Source organism: Lentzea miocenica (assembly GCF_033949945.1).
GTDB classification, from domain to species: Bacteria; Actinomycetota; Actinomycetes; order Mycobacteriales; family Pseudonocardiaceae; genus Lentzea; species Lentzea miocenica.
In genome coordinates this window covers 90398-110407 of the sequence record NZ_JAXAVW010000032.1, presented here as the reverse complement: position 1 = coordinate 110407, position 20010 = coordinate 90398, and the positions used below count along the sequence as shown (strand labels likewise).

The following is a 20010-nucleotide window of genomic DNA, read 5'->3' as shown; positions in this document are numbered from 1 at the left end:
CAGTTATGACAACACGGGTCAGAGATGGACCACCGGGCAGGTCAACGTCCGGGTGATTCCCTCGACGTTCTGGATCCGCGCGACCACGAGCTGGCCGAGCTGGTCGACGGTCTCCGCCTCGGCGCGCACGATGACGTCGTAAGGACCGGTGACGTCTTCTGCGGTTGCTACGCCGGTGATTCCGGAGATCTCGGAGGCGACTGCGGCGGCCTTGCCGACCTCGGTCTGGATGAGGATGTATGCATGCACCACGGCGTGCCCCTTCGTCGCGACAGGTTGGGTCGAGGTAGGAACGTGTCACGCAACGTACCCCAGTTGGGGTTCCGAATGCTCAGATTGGGAGGCAACTTTGCGTCCGGAGCCGCCGCGCGACGCGGAGACGGTCGCCGATGTGGGTGAGTTCAATCTCATCCACCGGGTGACGACCGGTCGGGCGCAACCCGAGACGACCATCCTCGGTCCCGGTGACGACGCGGCCGTGGTCGCCGTTCCGGACGGCAGGGTCGTGGCCTCCATGGACGTGCTGGTCGAAGGTGTCCACTTCAGACTCGACTGGTCCAGTCCCGAGCAGGTGGGCCGAAAAGCGGCGGCCGTGAACCTCGCGGACATCGTCGCGATGGGAGCGTTGCCGTCCGGTCTGCTCGTCGGGATCGCGTGCCCGCCGGACACTCCCGCGGCGACGGTGCAGGGGATCATGTCGGGACTCTGGCAGGAGGCGGCGACGGCCGGCGCGGGCATCGTCGGCGGCGACATGGTCAGCTCCGCCACGCTGGTGATCTCGATCACGGCCATGGGCGACATGAACGGGCTCGAGCCGATCACGAGGTCAGGGGCGCTCGTCGGGGACGTCGTGGCGGTGGCCGGAAGACTCGGCTGGGCGGCCGCGGGACTGGCCGTGCTGGGGCGCGGTTTCCGTTCCCCGGTGGGCATCGTGAACGCCCAGCGCACGCCGGAGCCGCCGTACGAGGAGGGCCCCAGGGCCGCGGAGGCCGGCGCCACTTCGATGATCGACGTCTCGGACGGACTGCTGCAGGACCTCAGCCACATCGCGGACTCCAGCGGCGTGGCGATCGACATCCGCACCGAACTCCTGCCGCTGCACCAGCGTCTGCTCGACGTCGCGTCGGCGCTCGGCGGTGACGCGCGGCACTGGGCGCTGACCGGAGGCGAGGATCACGCGCTCGCGGCGACGTTCCCGGGCCCCAAGTCGGTTCCGGAGAACTGGACGACCATCGGCACGGTCCGCGCGGGCCAGGGTGTGACGGTCGACGGCAGGGTTTATGAAAAACCTCCTGGCTGGGAGCACTGGCGCGCGTAAACTGGTCGATGTGGAACTATGCACGCGGACGTATGACCATCCAGACTCGGTCAAGATGATCGCCGACCTGCAACAGGTCTACGTCGACCGCTACGGCGATGTCGACGTCACGCCGGTCGACCCGGCGCAGTTCGCCGCACCGCTCGGCTACTTCGTGATCGGCTACCTCGACGGCGTGCCCGTCGCGTGCGGTGGCTGGCGCATCAGCCCCGAACTCGAGGGCGCCGCCGAGATCAAGCGGATGTACGTCGTCGACTCCGTGCGCGGCAAGGGCCTGTCCCGGTTGGTCCTCGCCCACCTGGAGACGACCGCGCGCGAGGCGGGCCTGGAGCGGATGGTGCTGGAAACCGGTCTCCGCCAGCCGGAGGCGATCAGCCTGTACACCTCCAGCGGTTACGAGCAGATCGACAACTTCGGCGTGTACCGGGACCACCCGGAGAGCCGCTGCTTCGGGAAGTCGTTGTAGGTTCGGGCGCATGGCCATTTATGCGTTGGGGGACTACACGCCGCAGATCCACCCGGACGCGTACGTGCACCCGGATGCGACGGTGATCGGTGACGTGCGCATCGGCGCGTTCTCGTCGGTGTGGCCGCAGGCCGTGCTGCGCGGCGACTACGGCCGCATCGTCGTCGACGAGCGCACGTCGATCCAGGACGGCACGGTGATCCACTGCACCGAGGTCCACCCGGTGCACATCGGTTCGTCGTGCGTCATCGGCCACAACGTGCACATCGAGGGCGCGACGGTCGCGGACGACTGCCTGATCGCCTCGGGTTCGGTGGTGCTCAACGGTTCCATCGTGGAAAAGGGCGCGATTGTCGGCGCCGGCGCGGTGGTCTCGTTCGACGGCCACGTCCGCGAACGTTCGATGGTGCTGGGAGTTCCCGCTCGCGAGCGGGCCGGACATGTTGTGCCAGAACAGGCCTGGGCATTCATCGTCGAGAAATACGTTCAGAACATCGCTTTGTACCGGGAGAAGCTCCGTCGGCTGGATTGAGTGAGATAGGGTTCACAGCCGTGGCTCGTCCCCTCAACGAAGTTGTCGAAGCCGGTTGGGCTGAAGCTCTCGCCCCCGTTGCTGACCAGATCGCCGCCATGGGTGAGTTCCTGCGCGCGGAGGTCGCCGCCGGCCGCACCTACCTGCCGGCGGGTGAGAACGTGCTGCGTGCGTTCCAGCAGCCGTTCCACCAGGTGAAGGTGCTGATCGTCGGCCAGGACCCGTACCCGACGCCCGGCCACGCGGTCGGCCTGTCGTTCTCGGTGGCCCCCGACGTGCGGCCGATCCCCAAGTCGCTGGTGAACATCTACAAGGAGTACGCGGAGGACCTCGGTCACCCGTTGCCCTCCAACGGTGACCTCACGCCGTGGTCCGAGCGCGGTGTGCTGCTGCTCAACAGGGCGCTCACCGTGCAGCCCGGCAAGGCGAACTCCCACCAGGGCAAGGGCTGGGAGGCCGTCACCGAACAGGCGATCAAGGCGCTGGCGGCGCGCGACGCGCCTCTTGTCTCCATTTTGTGGGGCCGCAACGCCCGCAACCTGCGCCCCTTGTTGGAACCGTTGCCCGCCATCGAATCCGCGCACCCGTCGCCGCTTTCCGCGCACGCCGGGTTCTTCGGCTCGAAGCCGTTCAGCCGCGCCAACGAACTGCTGGAGAAGCAGGGCGCGGATCCGATCGACTGGAAGCTGCCCTAATTCATTCGGCCCGCATGCTTCGCGGCACTAGCGTCGCGAAGCATGCGGGGGAATCGTGATCTGAGGCTGCTGGCGTTCGGCGCCGCCGTCTCCGAATTCGGCAATTCGTTGTCGCTGCTCGTCCTGTTGTTCTGGGCGACACCGATCACCTCGCTGCTGGTCGCCGCGATCCTCGTCGCCGAACTGCTCCCGCTCGTGCTCGGCGCGCCGCTGGCCGGCCTGCTCGTCGACCGGCTGCCCAACCGCCGCCTGCTGATCATCGCGCTGCTCGGGCAGGGCCTCGCGATCGCGGCCATCGCGCCGTTGATGGGCCAGCCCGTCTTCGTGGTGGCGCTGGTGTTCCTCTCGGGCTGCGGCCGCGCGGTCGCCATGCCCTCCACGTCCGCATTGGTGCCGCACATCGCCGGCGAAGAAGAAGCGACACGTGGTTACGCGTGGCTCGGCACCGCACGCAGTGTCGGCAACATCGCCGGCGTGACCGGTGGCGCGTTGCTCGCCGGGATCTTCGGGCACCCCGCCGCGTTGCTCGTCGACGGTGCCACGTTCTTCGTTTACGCCGGGCTGCTGACGTTCGTCCGGTCCGAACGCAGGCCTTCTGGCGAGCACAAGGCGCGACCCAGTGCGCTTTCGGGGATTCGGCACGTTCGGCGCGATCCCGTGCTGTTCGCGGCGATCATCGGGCTGGCGTTGGTCGCCGGCGCGGTCGTGGTGATCAACGTGGCCGATCCCGCGTTCGTGCGGTACGTGCTGCACGGCGACGAGTTCGTGCTGGGCGCGATGCAGGCGTGCTGGATGGTCGGGATGCTGTTCGGCAACCGGCTGGCGGCGCGGCTTCGGACCGTGCCGGAGGTCGCCTACGCGCTCGCGATCTCCGGCATCGTCACGGGCATCGCGGTGTTGATCCCGGCGACGTTCCCGTTCGTCGTGGCGGCGGGGATCGGCTGGTTGATCGGTGGCGTGATGAACGGCGTGGGCAACGTGACCATGAACGCCATCGTGCGGTTGCGCACACCTGAGGAGATGCGCGGGAGGGCGTTCGCCGCGGCAGGGTCGATGGTGATCGGCGCGAACCTGCTCGGAACGGCGGCAGCAGGCGGGTTGTTGCTGGTCATGGGGCCACGGGCGGTGTTCGCGCTGGGCGGCACCGGGGCGTTGCTCAGCGGCGTCGCCTGCCTGGTGTTCGTGCACCGCGCCCTGCGCCGTCAGGCCGCCAGTTGTGACGTGGACCGGTACCAGGACACGGTTTCGCCGAGCCCTTGACGCAGTGCCCGCGGTGTCACCAGCTGGTACATCCGCGTGGTGTCGAACGGGCGAGGAGGCGCGCCGGTCGGTTTGGTGGGATCGAGCCGCACCCGCTCGGGCACGTCCAGGAGCGCGCACAACGTCCGAGCCAGTTCGAGGATCGAGATGGTCTCGCGTGACGCCACGGTCAGCACGTCGTCGGTGTCTTGGGCGACCATCTCCAGCATGGCGGTCACGACGTCGCGCACGTGCACGAACGACCGCGTCTGCGAGCCGTCGCCCCAGATCTCGACGTCCTGGCCTGAGGTGATCCGGGTGATCATCGCCGGGATCACCCGGTCGACCTTGTCCCGCGGGCCGTAGACGTTCGAAGGCCGCGGCAGGAAGATCCGCATGCCGTACTGCTTGCGGTACTGCTCGGCGAGCAGCTCGACCACGGATTTCGAGAGCGCGTAACCGTTGTCGGACTCCACTGATGCTTCGGCGGAGCTGACCAGCACGACTTTTCCGACGCCCGCGTCGCGCGCGCAGTTCAGCACGTTCGACCCGATGCGGAGGTTGGTGTCGAAGATGAGGGCGGTGTTGTCGCGCTTGAACGCCGCGTTGCCGTCCATCGCGGCCGTGTGGATCACCGTGTCGGCGTTGGGAGCCGCGTAACGGAGCACCGCCCGCAGCTCGTTCTCGTCGCGCAGATCGAGCGGGAACGTCTGAAGGTTCGGCGCGGTGAACGGCGGTGGATCCGTGCGGTACAAGGCGACTACACGGGCGTTGGTGCCCAACAGGGTCTCCACCACGTGCGACCCGATGAAGCCGCCCGCGCCCGTCACCACGACTGTTTGTCCTGAGATCACTGTTGCGCCTCCACTAGAGCGATGAGGGAGGAGACGACGGAGGCGGGTGACGGCATGGCCCGCATCTCGTCGCGGATCTTCTCCGCGGCCACGCGCGCTGCCGGGTCGTGCAGCAGCCGGTCGGCGTGGTCGCGGACGCACTCCGCGGTGATGTCGTCTCCGATGAGCTTGGCGGCGGCGCCGACGGCTTCCGCGCGGTCGGCGTGGCGGTGCTGGTCGCACATCTGCGGCAACGCGAGCTGCGGCAGGCCCGCGTGCAGCGACGTCATGGTCGTGCCCGAGCCGCCGTGGTGCACCACGGCGTCGCAGACGCGCAACACCTGGTTGAGCGGCAACCAGTCGATGATGCGAGCGTTGGCGGGCACGATGCCGGGGTCGAGTGCTCCGCCGCCCGTGATCACAAACACGTCTGCGTCGATGGTCTCGAGTCCTGCGAGAACGGTGCGCAGCACACGGTCGTGTTCGCCACCTGGGACGGGCACACTGCCGAGCGTGACGCAGATCCTCGGCCTTGTGCGTGGCTCGAACAGCCACGCCGGAAGCACACCTGAGCCGTTGTAGGCGGTGTAGGCCATCGGCTGGCCTTCCGGCGCGTCCGGGTACTGAAGCGCCGCCGGGCAGACGTCCACTAGCTGCGCGGGGTCGTCCGGGAATCCCCACTCGCGGTGCACCGGTTCGAGCGCGGCGGCCTCGGCGTCGGCCAGTTCGGCCGGCAGCGCGACGCCCCAGGTGTGCCGGACGAGCGGAATCCCGAGTCGTGCGGCGGCGATCGGTCCCGCGTACTCCCACGGCGTGTGAACCACGGCATCAGGACGCCATCTCCCGGCCAGCTCGACCACGTTCGCAACCGTGAAATGGGCGATTCTCACGTAATGCTCGGTGACGTGTTCTATCAGCGCTTCCGTCACGTTCCCGGAATAAAGCGCATGATTCGAGTTCGCGAAGACAGTGCGAATGGACACCTCGCCCACCGCTGCGGCCGGTAGCCCGGTAGCAGCTCCCACCTGCGCGAACCGGTCGGGCAGCGCGAGCAGCACGTCATGCCCGGCGTTGTTCAACGCCCAGCTGAGTGGAATAAGTGGATACAGGTGCCCGTAACCCGGACAACTCGTCACCAGGACTCGCACTCAACCAACGTAAGGGCAAGTTCGGGATTGTTTCAACATCGTCTTGATTGGCGAGTCAACTACACGTCTTGACTGGGTTTTTCCATGAAGTTCCGGGAAAAGCAGAAGAGCCCGGCCGAAGCCGGGCTCTTCTCGAACTAAAAACGAACTGTGGCGGTGATCAGCCGCGCACGACCTTGCCGGCCTTCAGGCAGGACGTGCACACGTTGATCCGCTGGCGCTGCGAGGCCGAAACCTTGGCGCGCACAGACTGGATGTTCGGGTTCCAGCGGCGGTTCGTCTTCCGCTGGGAGTGCGAAACCGAATGGCCGAAGCCCGGCCCCTTGCCACAGACGTCGCACACGGCAGCCACGTCAGCCACTCCTTCAGGTTCCTCAAGCGGTAAGTCTCGCGTCCCGGTGGGCGCGCAAGCGTGCACAAGCCTCAACCGGGCACGGCAACCCAATCAGGGTAGCCGGTGGCCTCACCCGCGACCAAACCGGGTGGATACTCTCGCCGCCATGCAGGTCATGGATGCGGTCGCGGTGCGCAGGTGGGCGGACGCGTGCGTGCGGTCGCTGGACGCCAATCGGGAGTCCATCGACCAGATCAACGTCTTCCCCGTACCGGATGGTGACACGGGGACGAACCTGCTGCACACGATGCAGTCGGCCCTCGACGCGCTGCTGCGGTCGCCGATCTCCACGGTGGGTGACGCGCTGTCCGCGCTGGCCCGAGGCGCGCTCGCGGGCGCGCGCGGCAACTCCGGCGTGATCCTGTCCCAGGTGCTCAGGGGGCTGGCGGAGACCGTGCAGGAGGTTTCCCTGGTCACCGGCTCGGCGCTGCGCAAGGGCCTGCAACGGTCGGACGAACTCGCCACGGCCGCCGTGTCCAAGCCGGTGGCCGGCACGGTCCTGTCCGTGCTGCACGCCGCTGCCGAGGCCGCACGTGACTGTCCGTCGGACGAACTCGACGAGGTGGTGATGGCGGCCTCACGCGCGGGTGCCATCGCCTTGGCCGACACGCCTCGTCAGCTGGCCGTGCTGGCCAAGGCCGGTGTGGTGGACGCCGGCGGGCGCGGGCTCGTTGTGTTGTTGGACACACTGGCCGCGGTGATCACCGGTCAGACCGTGGAAACCCCGATGGACGCGCCCTTGCTGCCGCGCACGCCCGAGTCGCTGACGACCGCGCGTGAGAGCGGGTCGCCGGAGTTCGAGTACGAGGTCATGTACCTGCTCGACGACACCTCGGAGGAGGCGGTCGTGGAGCTGCGCGCGTCGTTGAACCTGCTCGGCGACTGCGTGTCCGTCGTGGGCGACGGTGCTTCTTTGTGGACCGTGCACGTGCACTGCAACGACATCGGCGCGGCGATAGAGGCGGGTGTGCGCGCTGGGCGCCCGCACCGCATCACGGTGGCGCGGTTCGCCGACCAGATCGCCGCGCAGGCTTCACGGTTCGTGCGCGACCGGGCGATCGTGGTGGTGGTGAGCGGCGCCGTGGACCTCTTCCGCGCAGAAGGCGCCGCGGTGTTCGACCTCGCTACTTCTTCTGCAACGCCCACGGACCTGTTGTCGTCCATCGTGTCGACGCGCGCGCGCCACGTCGCGGTGCTGCCAGGTGATCCGGACATCCGCGAGGCACTCGAGGAGGCCGTGGCGTACGCACAGGCCGCAGGGCAGGACGTAGTAGTGGTGCCAACGTTCTCGCCCGTGCAGGCCCTCGCGGCGTTGGCGGTGCACGACCCATCCAGGCGCGCTGGTGACGATGTTGTCGCGATGGCGGAGGCCGCCGCCGCCACGCGCCGCGGTGAGCTCTCGATCGCCGCCGACGAGGCCATCACGTGGGTCGGCCGCTGCCAGCCGGGCGACCTGCTGGGCATGCTCGACGGCGAGGTCGTGCTGATCGAGCCAGGTCCCGCGTCGCCGGAGTCGTTGCTGGACCTGTCCTGCCGGCTGGTCGACCGCATGCTCAACGGCGGCGGCGAGCTGGTGACCGTGATTTTGGGCGCGGACAGTCCGGATGGTTTGGTGGACGTGCTCGAGGACCACCTGCGGGTCACCCATCCGGAGGTGGAAGTGACGGCGTATCCGGGCGGTCAGCCGGACGCGGTCATTTTTGTCGGTGTCGAGTAGTTCAATAGGGCGCGATGATCTCCTTCGACGACAAGCTGCAGCCGTTGCTCGGCAAGAAGACCGCCGACGCACTGGAGACCGGCCTCGGCCTCACGACGGTCGGTGACCTGCTGCGCCACTACCCGCGCCGGTACGACGAGCGCGGGAAGCTGACCGACATCCGCTCGCTGGAAATCGACGAGCACGTCACCGTGCAGGCCGAGGTCCGCAAGTGCACCAAGCGGCGGATGAAGGCCAGGCACGGCCACATGACCGAGGCCGTGATCACCGACGGCACCTCCGAGCTGCACCTGGTGTTCTTCGGCAAGGTGGCGTTCGTGGCCGAGCAGGAACTCCTGCCGGGCACGCGCGCCCTGTTCGCGGGCAAGGTCGGCCGCTACCGCCAGAACCTGCAGCTGGTGCACCCGGCGTTCGAGATCCTGACCCCGGAGCAGGACGGATCGTCGTTCCTGCAGGCGTTCCTGCCCGTCTACCCGGCCTCGCAGCACATCAACACGTGGAACATCGCGAACTGCGTGAAGCAGCTGCTGGAGATCTGGGACGGCGTGCCGGAGGACCCGCTGCCCGCCGACTTCCGCACCGAGCACGGCCTGATCGGGCTGGAATCGGCGCTGCGGGCGATCCACCGGCCGGAGAGCTGGGCGGAGATCTCCGTGGCGCAGCTGCGGTTGAAGTGGGACGAGGCGCTGGCCGTGCAGCTGGCCCTGGCCCAGCGCCGCAAGGCGTCCACGGCTCGCCCGGCACCGGCCTGCGCGCGCCGGTCCGGCGGCATCCTCGACGCGTTCGACGCGCGGCTGCCCTTCACGCTGACGAAAGGTCAGGTGGAGGTCGGGGAGCAGATCGCCTCGGACCTGGAGTCCACCGTGCCGATGAACCGCCTGCTGCAGGGCGAGGTGGGCTCGGGCAAGACCATGGTCGCGTTGCGAGCAATGCTCCAGGCCGTCGACGCCGGCCGTCAGTCCGCGATGCTCGCCCCCACCGAAGTCCTTGCGGCACAACACGCTCGCTCGTTGCAGGAGATGCTCGGCGACCTCGCCCAGGCAGGCCAGCTGGGTGGCGCGGAAGACGCCACGCGCGTGACGTTGCTGACGGGCTCGATGAACACGGCCCAGCGCCGCCAGGCGTTGCTGGACATCGTGACCGGCGAGGCGGGCATCGTCGTCGGCACGCACGCGATCATCCAGGAGAAGGTCGAGTTCCACTCGCTGGGCCTGGTCGTGGTGGACGAACAGCACCGCTTCGGCGTCGAGCAACGCGCCGCCCTGAGCGCGCGGGGTGAACGGGAAAACCCGCACGTGCTCGTCATGACCGCGACGCCGATCCCGCGCACCGTGGCCATGACAGTCTACGGCGATCTCGAAGTGTCCGCCCTGCGCGAGTTGCCGGGCGGCCGCTCACCGATCAAGACCTCGGTGGTGCCCGTGCGCGAGAAGCCGACGTGGCTCGACCGCGCGTTTGCCCGCGTGCGTGAAGAAGTCTCCGCCGGCCACCAGGCCTACTTCGTCTGTCCGCGCATCGGCGACGAGGAGCCCGCGAAGTCCGAAGACGAGGACAAGCGCCCGGCCCTGTCCGTGGTCGACGTGGCGAACATGCTGGCGCAGGGCCCGTTGCGCGGCCTGCGCGTCGAAATCCTGCACGGCCGCATGCCACCCGACGAGAAGGACGCCGTGATGCGCGCCTTCACGGCCAACGAGGTTCAGGTACTGGTCGCCACCACCGTCATCGAGGTGGGCGTCAACGTCCCGAACGCCACGGTCATGGCCATCATGGACGCGGACCGTTTCGGCGTCTCGCAGCTCCACCAGCTCCGCGGCCGCGTGGGCCGGGGCAGCGCGCCCGGCCTCTGCCTGCTGGTGACGGAGATGCCGGAGATGACCGCGACCATGGAACGCCTGCGCGCCGTCGAGTCCACTCTGGACGGTTTCGAACTCGCCCAGCTGGACCTGGAACTGCGCCGCGAGGGCGACATCCTCGGCGCCGCGCAGTCCGGCCGCCGCTCGGGGCTGAAGATGCTGTCGCTGTTGCGTGACGAGGACATCATCGCGGACGCCCGCGTGGCGGCCCAACTGGTGGTGGACGCGGATCCGGACCTGGCGAAGCACCCCGGGCTCGCGGGGATGGTGGCGACGCTGCTGACGGAGGAGAGGGCGGACTTCCTGGAGAAGGCTTAGCCGGCACGGGTCGGTGCTGTGTGATGGGCCGCAGCCCTGAGCCGACCTCGCTCGCACCGGTTGGCTGACAGCCGCTCAAGTCGGCTTCACCGGCGGCTGGTCGCTCACCACGCGAGTCGGCCACGCACCGCGGTGCGCCACTCACGACTCGGAGCGGGCTGCGGCCGTGGGCGACCTGTCGTCCGTCACCAGCTTCCGGCGCGCGCACCCGCGCACACCTGGTTCACCTGAAGGTGTGCGCGTGCCACGTGCCGGACTTGTCCGATCTCCCCAGTACGTTCCCGATCGTGCGCCGCTTGATCATCACCGCGTTCGTCGCCGCCACCCTCATCGCGTCCCAGGCCCCGGCCCTCGCGAACCCTGCGGTCCTGACCGGCGAGGAGTCCCGCTACCCCCACGCGATCCGCCTCGAGCACGGTCCCGGCCGCGGCTCGATCCTGGTGGCGCTGCACGGCAACCACGTCGTGGACGTCCTGCGCGCCAACCGGACCGGCAAGAAGTTCAGGAAGGTCGCCTCGTTCGTCGACACCGCCAGCGCTCACGCGAGCTGCTGCGGGCACCTCTACGAGTTGCCGAGCCAGGTGGGCGACATGCCCGTCGGCACGGTGCTGTGGGTGGGGTCGGTGGGCTACAAGGAAGAGACCCTGAAGGCGCGGATCTGGCGCAGCCAGGACGCCGGCGAGACGTGGCAGTACCTGTCCGAGTGCGCGCGGGCCAGGCCTCAGGGCGGGCTGTGGGAGCCGGACCTGTCGGTGGACGCGCTGGGCAGGCTCAACTGCTACTTCGCGGACGAGTCGGACAGCGCGCACAGCCAGTACATCGGGCGGACGGTGTCGGCGGACGGCGTCACCTGGTCGGCCAAGGAGAAGATCGTCGCGGTGCGGCAGAAGGGGCTCCGGCCGGGAATGGCGCAGGTCAAGCGGTTGCCGACGGGCCGGTACTACATGATGTACGAGATCTGCGCGCAGCCGAACCAGTACTTCTGCGAGGCGTACCACCGCACTTCGCAGGACGGCGTCAGCTGGGGTGATCCGGCGTGGTCCGGCACCAGACCGATAACGAAGGACGGCAAGTACTTCGCGCACACGCCGTCGATCACCCTCGCGCCCAACGGCACGCCTGAAGGGCGCGTGATCCTGATGGGGCAGATGCTGATGAACGCGTCGGGCAAGGTCGACGCGGGCAACGGCAGGACGGTCTTCGTCTCGGAGAACGGCGGCAGGGACGGCTGGTACGAGGTCGCGGCGCCGGTTCCGGTGCCGGGAGCGCGCGACAACTCCTGCCCGAACTACCACCCCAGCGGCGTCGCGTCGCTCGACGGCAGGTCGCTCATCGGGTTCGCCAGCGACTACGTGGCGAACGGCGGCTGCCACACGAGCTGGGCCACGAGCAGCCTGCCGCCGTTCCCCGGCTGATCGAGTCGAACACTCAGTCCTGGCGCGGCTTGGGCAGCTGCTGGGTCTTGTCCTCGTCGGCCTTCTCGGCGTCGTCCAGCGGCTTCAGCACGGACATCGCCGCGTCCACCGCGGCCTGGGCGGCGTGGAACTGGTTCGCGAGGTTGTCGTGCGCCGAACGCAATGACGCTTCCTTCTCGGCCGCGGCGGCGGCGCGCTGGTCGGCCTGGGCGACCGCGGCGGCCCTCTTCTCCTCCGCCTCGCGCACCAACGCCGACGTCCTGGCCTCGGCGTCACGGACGAGCGTCGAAGCCTTCTCGTCGGCCTCGCGCACCACCGAAGCCGCCTTCTGCTCGGCGTCCGCGACGGTGGCCTCCGCCTTGTCGGACGCCTCGCGCAGGGTCGTGGCCGCCTTGTCCTCCGCCGCGCTGACCAGGGCGACTGCCTGCGCGGACGCGTCGGACGTGGTCTTCTCGGCCTTGGCGAGCGACTCGGCCTCGAGGTCGGCGAGCGCCTTCTCGGCCTCGGCCTGCTTGAGCTTGAGGGCGTCGTCGAGCTTCTGCAGCGCCTCGACCCGCGTGACCTCGGCCTCGGCGGCGACCCGCTCGGCCTCCGACTTGGCGTCCGCGAGCACCTTCTTGTGCTCGGCGGTCAGCGTCGCCTTGAGGCCGTCGTACTCCTTGTCGAGCGTGTCGTGGTACGCCTTGTACTTCGCGTCGAGCTCCACGCGGCGGGCGTCCAGGTCGGCCGACTTCTTCTCGAACTCGGCGGCGACGCGCTCGGCGTCGGCACGCACCTCGGCGACCAGGGCCTCGTGCTCGGAGGTCAGCCTCGTGCGCAACGCGGTGTGCTCGGCCTCCAGCTCGGACTTGCGGTCGGCGAACTTCTGGTCGAGCTCGGCGTGGCGCTGCTGGTAGGTGACCTCCAGCTGCTTGCGGCGGGCCTCGGTCTCGGCGAGCAGGCGGTTGTGGCTGTCCCGCTGATCGGCCGCCCACTTCTCGGCCTCGCCGCGCGTGGCGGCCGCCTTGTCGAGGGCGTCCTTGCGGATGTCCGCGATCTCTTCCTCGGCCAGGCTCATCATCACGCGAACACGCTCGGTGACGTTGGACGCGCTCACGGGGCTGTTGGCGAGGTTCTGGAGCTGCATCTTGGTCTTGTCGAGATCGGCGCGCATCGAGTTCAGGAGCTTGGTCAGCTCTGCCACCTGCGCGGCAGCCGCGTCTCGGGAGCGGTTCGAGTTCTTGAGGTCGAACTCAAGGCGAGTGACTCGTTCATTCACCTGTCGCTGGTTGTAACCACGGAGGACAACGTCGAAATGCGGTGTGCGGGCAGTAGGCTGCCCGGCTCCATCAGCCCCGGCCATATGGCTCACCCTACCGAGATGTTTCCCAAGATCGTCACTCGATCTGGTTAATCCCACTACCGGCCGCAGTCTGACCGGGTGGTGGGTGTCCATCTTGCTCTCCACACGCGAGAATTCTCACCAGCAGGACCGATCAGGATGACACCCATCACGTGAGACAGTCCTCCCAACAGGCAAGAGTCGCACGGTAACGTGCCTGAACTGACCGCAGAGCAATACCGGGAGGGCTACGGATGTTCCGCAAGGTTCTTGTCGCCAACCGCGGCGAGATCGCGATTCGCGCGTTCCGAGCCGCCTACGAACTGGGCGCGGGAACGGTCGCCGTTTTCCCTCACGAGGACCGAAACTCGCTGCACCGGTTGAAGGCGGACGAGTCTTACGAGATCGGCGAGCCGGGTCACCCCGTGCGCGCGTATCTCTCCGTCGACGAGATCATCAAGGCCGCCCGCAAGGCGGGCGCCGACGCGATCTACCCCGGTTACGGCTTCCTGTCCGAGAATCCGGAACTCGCGCTGGCCTGCCGGGAGGCAGGGCTCACGTTCGTCGGCCCCGTCGCCGAGGTCCTGGAGCTGACGGGCAACAAGGCGCGCGCCATCGCCGCCGCCCGCGAGGCCGGGCTGCCGGTGCTGGAGTCGAGCGAGCCGTCCTCGAACGTCGACGAGCTCCTCGAAGCGTCGAAGACGATGCGTTTCCCCGTGTTCGTCAAGGCTGTCGCCGGTGGCGGTGGCCGGGGCATGCGCAAGGTCGACGACCCGGCCGCGTTGCGTGAGGCGCTCGAAGCCGCTTCCCGTGAAGCGGAGTCGGCGTTCGGCGACCCGACGGTGTTCCTCGAGCAGGCCGTGGTCGAACCGCGCCACATCGAGGTGCAGATCCTCGCCGACGGCCAGGGCAACGTGATCCACCTGTTCGAGCGCGACTGCTCGGTGCAGCGGCGTCACCAGAAGGTCATCGAGATCGCGCCCGCGCCGAACCTGGCGCCCGAGCTGCGCGACCGGATCTGCGCCGACGCGGTGAAGTTCGCCCGGCACATCGGCTACCGCAACGCCGGCACCGTGGAGTTCCTGCTCGACCCGCAGGGCCACTACGTCTTCATCGAGATGAACCCGCGCATCCAGGTCGAGCACACGGTCACCGAAGAGGTGACCGACGTCGACCTCGTGCAGTCGCAGATGCGCATCGCGTCCGGCGAGACGCTCGACGACCTCGGCCTGTCGCAGGACACCGTTCAGCTGCGCGGTGCGGCGCTGCAGTGCCGCATCACGACGGAGGATCCGGCCAACGGGTTCCGCCCGGACACCGGCATGATCAGCGCCTACCGCTCGCCAGGTGGTTCCGGCATCCGCCTCGACGGCGGCACGGCCGGCGCGGGCATGGCGATCGGCGCGCACTTCGACTCGATGCTCGTGAAGCTCACCTGCCGCGGCCGCAACTTCGAACTCGCCGTCGCCCGTGCGCGCCGTGCGATCGCGGAGTTCCGCATCCGCGGTGTCTCCACGAACATCCCGTTCCTGCAGGCGGTCCTGGACGACCCGGACTTCTACGAGGGCCGCGTCACCACGTCGTTCATCGAGAAGCGCCCGCACCTGCTGACCGCGCGCCACTCGGCCGACCGCGGCACGCGCCTGCTGACCTACCTAGCGGACGTCACGGTCAACCACCCGAACGGCACCCGCCCGACCGCGGTGGACCCGCGCGAGAAGCTGCCGGTCATCGACCTGAACGCCGAGCCGCCCGCCGGTTCCAAGCAGAAGCTGGTCGAGCTCGGTCCCGAGGGCTTCGCGCGGTGGATGCGGGAGAGCAAGGCCGTCGGCGTCACGGACACCACGTTCCGCGACGCGCACCAGTCGCTGCTCGCCACCCGAGTGCGCACCAAGGACCTGCTCGCCGTCGCGCCGCACGTCGCGCGCATGACGCCAGAGCTGCTGTCCCTGGAGTGCTGGGGCGGCGCGACCTACGACGTGGCGCTGCGGTTCCTCGCGGAGGACCCGTGGGAGCGGCTCGCCGCGCTGCGCGAGGCCGTGCCGAACATCAACCTGCAGATGCTGCTGCGCGGCCGCAACACGGTCGGCTACACGCCGTACCCCGAGGCGGTCACCAATGCGTTCGTGCAGGAAGCCACGAACACCGGCATCGACATCTTCCGGATCTTCGACGCGCTCAACGACGTCGAGCAGATGCGCCCGGCGATCGAGGCCGTGCGCGAGACCGGGACGGCCATCGCCGAGGTCGCGCTGTGCTACACCAGCGACCTGTCCAACCCGGACGAACGTCTGTACACACTGGACTACTACCTCAAGCTCGCCGAGCAGATCGTCGGCGCGGGCGCGCACGTGCTGGCCGTCAAGGACATGGCCGGTCTGCTGCGCGCACCCGCCGCGGCACGCCTGATCTCCGCGCTGCGCAAGGAGTTCGACCTCCCGGTCCACCTCCACACGCACGACACGGCCGGTGGCCAGCTCGCGACCTACCTGGCCTCGATCCAGGCAGGGGTGGACGCGATCGACGGCGCCGCCGCGTCGATGGCCGGCACGACGTCGCAGCCGCCGCTGTCGTCGATCGTGGCGCTGACCGACCACACCGAGCACTCCACGGGTCTCAACCTGCAGAACGTCTGCGACCTGGAGCCCTACTGGGAGGCGGTGCGCAAGATCTACGCGCCGTTCGAGTCCGGCATCCCCGGCCCGACCGGCCGCGTCTACCACCACGAGATCCCCGGTGGTCAGCTCTCGAACCTGCGCACCCAGGCCGTCGCTCTGGGCCTGGGCGAGAAGTTCGAGGAGATCGAGTCGATGTACGCGGCCGCCGACCGCATGCTCGGCCACCTGGTCAAGGTGACGCCGTCGTCCAAGGTCGTCGGCGACCTCGCGCTGCACCTCGTGGGTGCGGGCGTGGCCCCGAAGGACTTCGAGGCGGACCCCGGCAAGTTCGACATCCCGGCCTCGGTGATCGGCTTCCTGCACGGCGAGCTGGGCGACCCGCCCGGCGGCTGGCCGGAGCCGTTCCGCAGCAAGGCCCTCGAAGGCCGTCCGGCCCCGAAGCCGGTCGAGGAGCTGTCCCCTGAGGACGAGGCCGGCCTGGTCGACGACCGGCGGGCGACGCTGAACCGGCTGCTGTTCCCGGCGCCCACCAAGGAGTTCCGCGTTCACCGCGACGCTTACGGCGACACGTCGGTGCTGCGCTCCAAGGACTTCTTCTACGGCCTGCGTCCTGGCGAGGAGTACTCCGTCGATCTGGAGCCCGGTGTGCGGCTGCTGATCGGGCTGGAGGCGATCTCCGAGGCCGACGCGCGCGGCATCCGCACGGTCATGGCGACCCTGAACGGACAGCTGCGGCCGATCCAGGTCCGCGACAAGTCCGTGGCGGCGGACATCCCGGCCGCGGAGAAGGCCGACCGGACGAACCCGAACCACGTCGCGGCGCCGTTCGCCGGCGTGGTGACGGCGGCGGTGGCCGAGGGTGACTCCGTGGACGCGGGTCAGACGGTCGCGACCATCGAGGCCATGAAGATGGAGGCCGCGATCACCGCTCCGAAGGCAGGGCGGGTGCAGCGCCTGGCGTTGCGCGGGGCCCAGCAGGTCGAGGGTGGCGACCTTCTGATCGTTCTGGAGTAAGCGTTTCCGACGAAAGGGCCCGGCCTCTCGCGAGGCCGGGCCCTTTCGTTGTGCGAGGAGCGTGGAACTCGACGACCATTCCCTGCGTTGCACCGGGCACGGGAGCACGGGAGAGGTTTCGATCATGAAGAAGGCGTTGGCCGGACTGCTCGGACTGGCAGGCGTGGCGTGGGCGTTGCGCGAGGTGCCGCGGCAGCTGGGCGGCACTCCGGATCCGGTGCACATGTCGCGTTCGCCGCGTTACCGCGACGGCAAGTTCCACAACGACAAGGAAGTCAGCACGGTCCCGGACCGGGACTCCTTCTCCGTGCGTGATTTTGTCTTCGGTGGCGAGGACCGCAAGCCGTCCGCCGCCGTGCCGCTGGTCGGGCCAGGCGCGCCGGTTTCGTCCGGTTTGCACGTCACCTGGTACGGGCACGCGTCGGCGTTGATCGAGATCGATGGCGCTGCGGTGCTGGTCGATCCTGTGTGGAGTGACCGGGTTTCGCCTTCGGCGCATGTCGGGCCGAAGCGGTTGCATCCGGTTCCGCATCAGTTGTCGGATTTGCCGGTGGTCAGTGCTGTGGTGATCTCGCATGATCACTACGACCATCTCGACATGGAGACCGTGCAGGCGCTGACCTCGGGTACGTCGGCGGTGTTCGTGGTGCCGCTGGGGCTTGGGGCGCATCTGGCTCGGTGGGACGTGCCCGCGCATCGCGTGGTGGAGCTGGACTGGGACGAATCGTTCTCCGTGGACGGGTTCACGCTCACTTGTACTGCGGCGCAACACTTCTCTGGGCGGTCGATCAAGCGGAACGTGACCTTGTGGGCGTCCTGGGTGATTGCTCGTGGGGAGCGGTCGGTGTTCTACAGCGGGGACACCGGGTATTTCCCCGGGTACAAGGTCATCGGGGAGGCTCATGGGCCGTTCGATGCGGTGTTGATGCAGGTTGGGGCGTATGGGGATGCTTGGCCGGACATCCACATGACGCCGGAGGACGGTGTGCGGGCGTTCGACGACCTCGGCGGTGGACTGCTGATCCCGGTGCACTGGGCGACGTTCAACCTGGCGTTGCATCCGTGGGGGGAGCCGATCGACCGGGTGTGGCGTGAGGTGAAGGCTCGGGGGATGAAGTTGGCTGTGCCTCGGCCTGGGGAGCGGGTTGATGTTGATGCTCCTGGTGAGGTTGATGGGTGGTGGCAGGCGTTGGCCTGATGGCGCGCGTGTTGCGCAGGTGGTTGGGTTGCGGGCGGCGGCTTGCGGTTGAGTGCTTCCCCTGGGGGACTCCGTCCCCCAGACCCCCTGCCAATCTGATCTGGGGAGTCCTCCGCCACGCGCGGGTTGATGGCACGCCTGTTGGGTTGGGCGGAGTTGCGTTGCGTAGGTGGTGCGGTCTGCGCGGCAAGGGCTGCGGCACGACTCGTGACGGGGCCCCGCCCGGAGCGCTGTTTCAAGCGAAGAGCGCCTCGGCTTCGCCATTGGGTCGCCTCGGCTTCGCCATCGGCGTGAGACCGGCGCGTTGCCGCGCGGGAGGTGGCTGGGACGATGGGCGGGTGACGAGGATTGTTGCCGGTACTGCGGGCGGTCGGAGGCTGAAGGTGCCGCCGAAGGGGACTCGGCCCACGTCTGACCGGGTGCGCGAGGCCCTGTTCAGTTCGCTTGAGGCGATGATGGATCTTGACGGGGCGAAGGTGCTGGACCTGTATGCCGGGTCGGGGGCGCTTGGGTTTGAGGCGTTGAGCCGGGGGGCTGCGCACGCCACGTTCGTGGAGTCGGACAAGCGGGCGGCTGAGGTGTTGAAGGCGAACGCTCGGGAGCTTGGGTTCGGCAACACGGTGATCGTCAACCGCACGGCTGAGGCTTTCACGTCGGCTGAGAGTGACGTGTACGACGTTGTGTTTGCCGATCCGCCGTACGCGGTTGGCGATGAGGAGCTCGGGAAAGTGTTGAGCGGGCTTGCCGGGAAGCTCGCGCGGGATGCGGTGTTGATTGTCGAGCGTGCTTCGCGCAGTGGCGAACCTTTGTGGCCTGACCTGGTGGAACCCTTGCGTGCCAAGCGATACGGGGACACGGCTGTGTATTGGGGTCAGGTGCGTTCTGATGGGTGACGAGAACCACGGACACGCCTGGAGGCGTCCGATCGGGTGCTAACGTCCGGCTTATGACGCGTGCCGTGACGCCCGGCTCCTACGACCCGGTAACCAACGGTCACCTGGACATCATCGAGAGAGCCGCGCATCTCTTCGACGAGGTCGTCGTCGCTGTGCTCATCAACAAGACCAAGAAGACGTTGTTCTCGGTTGAAGAGCGCATGGAGATGTTGCGCGAGGTCACGCAGCCTTGGCCGAACGTGCGGGTGGACTCGTGGCACGGGCTGTTGGTCGATTATTGTCGTGAGAACGACATCAAGGCCATTGTGAAGGGCCTTCGCGCGGTCACGGACTACGACTACGAGCTGCAGATGGCGCAGATGAACCACCAGCTCACCGGGGTCGACACGCTGTTCATGCCTGCCACGCCCGCGTACTCGTTCCTGGCGTCCTCGCTGGTCAAGGAGGTCGCGACGTACGGCGGCGATGTCAAGACGTTGTTGCCCGCGACGATCGAGCAGCGGTTGCAGCAGCGCCTGGCCGAGACTCGCTAGAGCGAGAGTTTCATGCCTACGTGCGATGCGGTGAAGCCGAGTCGTTCGTAGAAGCGGTGGGCGTCGGTGCGTGAGGCGTCCGTGGTGAGTTGGATGAGGCCGCAGCCGCGTGCACGGGCCTCGTTGATCGCCCAGGTCATGAGGTGTTCGCCCAGGCGGTTGCCGCGCTGGTCGGAGCGCACCCGGACGGCTTCCACGGTGGCGCGGGTCATGCCCAGGCGGGACAGGCCGGACGTGAACGTGAGCTGCAGGGTGCCCACCACCTGATCATCGGAGACCGCGACGGCCAGGTATTGGTGCGGGTCGGCGTCGATGACTTCGAAGGCTTTGAGGTAGGCGGGGTCGCCGGGGCGTTCGCGGGTGGCGCCGAGGGGGTCGTCGGCGAGCATTGCCACGATCGGGTCGACATCGGCCGCGGTGGCCTGCCTGATGGTGATGGTCACGGCAAATCCTGACACGCCCTGCCGATCTCCCTCTGCGGGGGAGATCGGCAGGGCACACT

18 protein-coding genes are annotated in these 20010 nt (G+C 68.3%); 12 read left to right on the top strand and 6 right to left on the bottom strand.

Features of this window, described 5'->3' with window-relative positions:
• Positions 1 to 18: 18 nt before the first annotated feature.
• On the bottom strand, positions 19 to 252 hold the full coding sequence (locus SK803_RS33825) for an Lrp/AsnC ligand binding domain-containing protein (RefSeq protein ID WP_090008449.1): 234 nt from the start codon (positions 250 to 252) through the stop codon (positions 19 to 21).
• Between the two features lie 97 nt (positions 253 to 349).
• On the opposite strand from SK803_RS33825, the gene SK803_RS33820 reads away from it, so the two are divergent.
• From SK803_RS33820 to SK803_RS33800, 5 genes are read left to right on the top strand one after another with little or no spacing between them, the layout of a single operon-like run.
• Positions 350 to 1318: a thiamine-phosphate kinase gene (locus SK803_RS33820; RefSeq protein WP_319970246.1), complete on the top strand. Its 969-nt coding sequence runs from the start codon at positions 350 to 352 to the stop codon at positions 1316 to 1318.
• A gap of 55 nt (positions 1319 to 1373) precedes the next feature.
• Entirely contained in the window at positions 1374 to 1784 is a 411-nt protein-coding gene (locus SK803_RS33815) for a GNAT family N-acetyltransferase (RefSeq protein ID WP_319970245.1), read from the top strand.
• 10 nt (positions 1785 to 1794) lie between these two features.
• The gene (locus tag SK803_RS33810; RefSeq protein ID WP_319970244.1) at positions 1795 to 2316 is read left to right on the top strand and encodes a gamma carbonic anhydrase family protein; all 522 of its coding nucleotides are present in this window, start codon (positions 1795 to 1797) and stop codon (positions 2314 to 2316) included.
• 20 nt (positions 2317 to 2336) lie between these two features.
• Complete coding sequence (locus tag SK803_RS33805) at positions 2337 to 3011, top strand: uracil-DNA glycosylase (RefSeq protein WP_319970243.1); 675 nt, start codon at positions 2337 to 2339, stop codon at positions 3009 to 3011.
• A 42-nt stretch (positions 3012 to 3053) separates the two neighbouring features.
• On the top strand, positions 3054 to 4271 hold the full coding sequence (locus SK803_RS33800) for an MFS transporter (RefSeq protein WP_319970242.1): 1218 nt from the start codon (positions 3054 to 3056) through the stop codon (positions 4269 to 4271).
• Here SK803_RS33800 and SK803_RS33795 read toward each other — a convergent pair.
• The 3 genes from SK803_RS33795 to rpmB form a co-directional block, all read right to left on the bottom strand.
• Positions 4214 to 5104 carry an NAD-dependent epimerase/dehydratase family protein gene (locus tag SK803_RS33795; RefSeq protein WP_319970241.1) on the bottom strand — a complete coding sequence of 297 codons (891 nt, stop codon included), beginning with the start codon at positions 5102 to 5104 and terminating at the stop codon, positions 4214 to 4216. The two genes, SK803_RS33800 and SK803_RS33795, sit on opposite strands and share 58 nt — an antisense overlap.
• Positions 5101 to 6231 (bottom strand): nucleotide disphospho-sugar-binding domain-containing protein, encoded by a 1131-nt coding sequence (locus SK803_RS33790; protein ID WP_319970240.1) that lies wholly within the window; start codon positions 6229 to 6231, stop codon positions 5101 to 5103. The genes SK803_RS33795 and SK803_RS33790 overlap by 4 nt, the downstream gene beginning before the upstream one ends.
• Before the next feature lie 160 nt (positions 6232 to 6391).
• Entirely contained in the window at positions 6392 to 6583 is a 192-nt protein-coding gene (gene rpmB / locus SK803_RS33785) for a 50S ribosomal protein L28 (RefSeq protein ID WP_030467945.1), read from the bottom strand.
• A 148-nt stretch (positions 6584 to 6731) separates the two neighbouring features.
• Here rpmB and SK803_RS33780 point away from each other — a divergent pair, with 148 nt between their 5' ends.
• The 3 genes from SK803_RS33780 (at position 6732) to SK803_RS33770 (ending at position 11928) form a co-directional block, all read left to right on the top strand.
• Positions 6732 to 8342 carry a DAK2 domain-containing protein gene (locus tag SK803_RS33780; protein WP_319970239.1) on the top strand — a complete coding sequence of 537 codons (1611 nt, stop codon included), beginning with the start codon at positions 6732 to 6734 and terminating at the stop codon, positions 8340 to 8342.
• Between the two features lie 14 nt (positions 8343 to 8356).
• Entirely contained in the window at positions 8357 to 10513 is a 2157-nt protein-coding gene (gene recG, locus SK803_RS33775) for an ATP-dependent DNA helicase RecG (protein ID WP_319970238.1), read from the top strand.
• A 287-nt stretch (positions 10514 to 10800) separates the two neighbouring features.
• A complete protein-coding gene (locus SK803_RS33770; RefSeq protein WP_319970237.1) occupies positions 10801 to 11928 on the top strand; it encodes a hypothetical protein in 1128 nt (375 codons plus the stop codon).
• A 13-nt stretch (positions 11929 to 11941) separates the two neighbouring features.
• On the opposite strand, the gene SK803_RS33765 is transcribed toward SK803_RS33770, so the two are convergent.
• Positions 11942 to 13186: a coiled-coil domain-containing protein gene (locus tag SK803_RS33765; RefSeq protein ID WP_319970236.1), complete on the bottom strand. Its 1245-nt coding sequence runs from the start codon at positions 13184 to 13186 to the stop codon at positions 11942 to 11944.
• A 317-nt stretch (positions 13187 to 13503) separates the two neighbouring features.
• Here SK803_RS33765 and SK803_RS33760 point away from each other — a divergent pair, with 317 nt between their 5' ends.
• The 4 genes from SK803_RS33760 (at position 13504) to coaD (ending at position 19508) form a co-directional block, all read left to right on the top strand.
• On the top strand, positions 13504 to 16881 hold the full coding sequence (locus SK803_RS33760) for a pyruvate carboxylase (protein ID WP_319970235.1): 3378 nt from the start codon (positions 13504 to 13506) through the stop codon (positions 16879 to 16881).
• A 124-nt stretch (positions 16882 to 17005) separates the two neighbouring features.
• Positions 17006 to 18079 carry an MBL fold metallo-hydrolase gene (locus SK803_RS33755; RefSeq protein ID WP_319970234.1) on the top strand — a complete coding sequence of 358 codons (1074 nt, stop codon included), beginning with the start codon at positions 17006 to 17008 and terminating at the stop codon, positions 18077 to 18079.
• Positions 18080 to 18417: 338 nt separating this feature from the next.
• Positions 18418 to 18972: a 16S rRNA (guanine(966)-N(2))-methyltransferase RsmD gene (gene rsmD / locus SK803_RS33750; RefSeq protein WP_319970233.1), complete on the top strand. Its 555-nt coding sequence runs from the start codon at positions 18418 to 18420 to the stop codon at positions 18970 to 18972.
• 53 nt (positions 18973 to 19025) lie between these two features.
• Entirely contained in the window at positions 19026 to 19508 is a 483-nt protein-coding gene (gene coaD / locus SK803_RS33745) for a pantetheine-phosphate adenylyltransferase (protein ID WP_319970232.1), read from the top strand.
• Here coaD and SK803_RS33740 read toward each other — a convergent pair.
• Entirely contained in the window at positions 19505 to 19897 is a 393-nt protein-coding gene (locus SK803_RS33740; RefSeq protein WP_319970268.1) for a GNAT family N-acetyltransferase, read from the bottom strand. The two genes, coaD and SK803_RS33740, sit on opposite strands and share 4 nt — an antisense overlap.
• Positions 19898 to 20010: the final 113 nt, after the last annotated feature.